Raw genomic sequence first — 1305 nt, forward strand, 5'->3', positions numbered from 1 at the left:
CTGTGTTTAATCCTGCTACTACGTACATTTGTGTGCCTCTCATTTCGCGCTGACTGACTTCACAGCCTGATCTGAATAGTCCTTGATGCTCTGCGCGTCTTTGATTGCCTGTGATAAGTCATTGTTTGCCTGTTTGGCGGCTTCTAACTGTGATGTAAGGTCGTTGATTGTCTGTTGCTTAGCATCGACCTCAGCCTGTTTCTGGGCAACTGCTTGCTGGCCTTCAACGATCTTTTGCTGAATCTGGGCATCTTTGTTTGCCATGTCGTTTCCATATTGCTGTTTTAGGGCCGCATACTGTGCCTGCGCGTCAGACAACTGATGTTGCAAATCGGACAAGCTAGATTTTGAAGCGTGAATCTTAGCCGTCAGCTTGTCGATATTGTTTTTGGTCTCCACGATGTTCTGGTGACCTTGCCAAACATTGTCGGCAATGGTGGTTGCACCGGCCCCAAACATAAGTCCTGCTAAAACAGTTACTGTAAATGTCAATTTTTTGTTCATGATTTTTCTCCTTAATCGATCTCTTCTGCTTCAATCTCAACACGTGGTTGATCGCTGTACCATTTGCCAACATGGATCTCGACTATTTGGTTGTCGTCTTCCCACAAAATCCCGGTCAGCGCATCAGACACCGCTTTGTAATAGTTGTCTGTATCCGGCTTAACAGTTGGTCTAATGATGCCGTCCTGTTTTTTCCGCCTAGTAAGCTTGCTACCGGATTTTTGAATACCTCTGTATACTTTTACGTTTATCCTGATAGAACCCGTCAGAGGCTCAATATGGAGCTCCTGACGTGCAATCTGCTTGATGTATTCTTTGTAGCCACGTGATTTGGGAGGATCATACGTACTTACATACTTTCCTCGCCGAGAAAACCTAGGCCTCCCTTGAGCAACCGGTTCACCGGGTATTGTTAGCCTTATCACGCTTGTTTCACGTCCTTCAGATAGTCATTACCGTTGTTACGGATTGGCAGCTTGATTTCAAACTCGCTTGCCACTCGTCTCACGAACGTTATTGACTTCCCGATCCGTTTTGCAACCTCTGTTAGTGTTTGCTCTTGCTTGCCGCCTCAGAAACTTGTACTGCATACTTCTTACGGTTAGCTTCCCCGCGTTTGTTTACAGCCTTGATGCTGCTGATCAGTGCGACTGAAGGCATATCTCGATTATCAACACCGGCTACCGCACGTTTCTCGACAATTGATTTCTTTGACACAATGATCCGGTTATTGAACTCCTGTTTCTCTATTTTGAGAATGCTTTGCTTTTTGAGATGTCTATCATTGCTGAGTTTTCGTAT

2 protein-coding genes and 1 pseudogene are annotated in these 1305 nt (G+C 45.3%); all 3 read right to left on the reverse strand.

The window, feature by feature from the left end; all coding sequences use genetic code 11:
- Positions 1-39: 39 nt before the first annotated feature.
- Positions 40-504, reverse strand: coding sequence for a hypothetical protein (locus tag BVJ53_RS14645; protein WP_014569475.1), 465 nt, complete (start codon positions 502-504; stop codon positions 40-42).
- 11 nt (positions 505-515) lie between these two features.
- On the reverse strand, positions 516-929 hold the full coding sequence (locus BVJ53_RS14650) for a RusA family crossover junction endodeoxyribonuclease (protein ID WP_005688526.1): 414 nt from the start codon (positions 927-929) through the stop codon (positions 516-518).
- Positions 926-1305, reverse strand: a pseudogene (locus tag BVJ53_RS14655) (hypothetical protein); the annotation flags it as partial. The pseudogene BVJ53_RS14655 and the gene BVJ53_RS14650, both read right to left, overlap by 4 nt.

It is taken from the genome of Lacticaseibacillus chiayiensis, from assembly GCF_004123795.1.
Classification (GTDB): Bacteria; Bacillota; Bacilli; order Lactobacillales; family Lactobacillaceae; genus Lacticaseibacillus; species Lacticaseibacillus chiayiensis.

Coding starts and splice junctions, on each gene's coding strand:
- BVJ53_RS14645 (WP_014569475.1), bottom strand. CDS start 504: ATGAACAAAAAATTGACATTTACAGTAACTGTTTTAGCAGGACTTATG.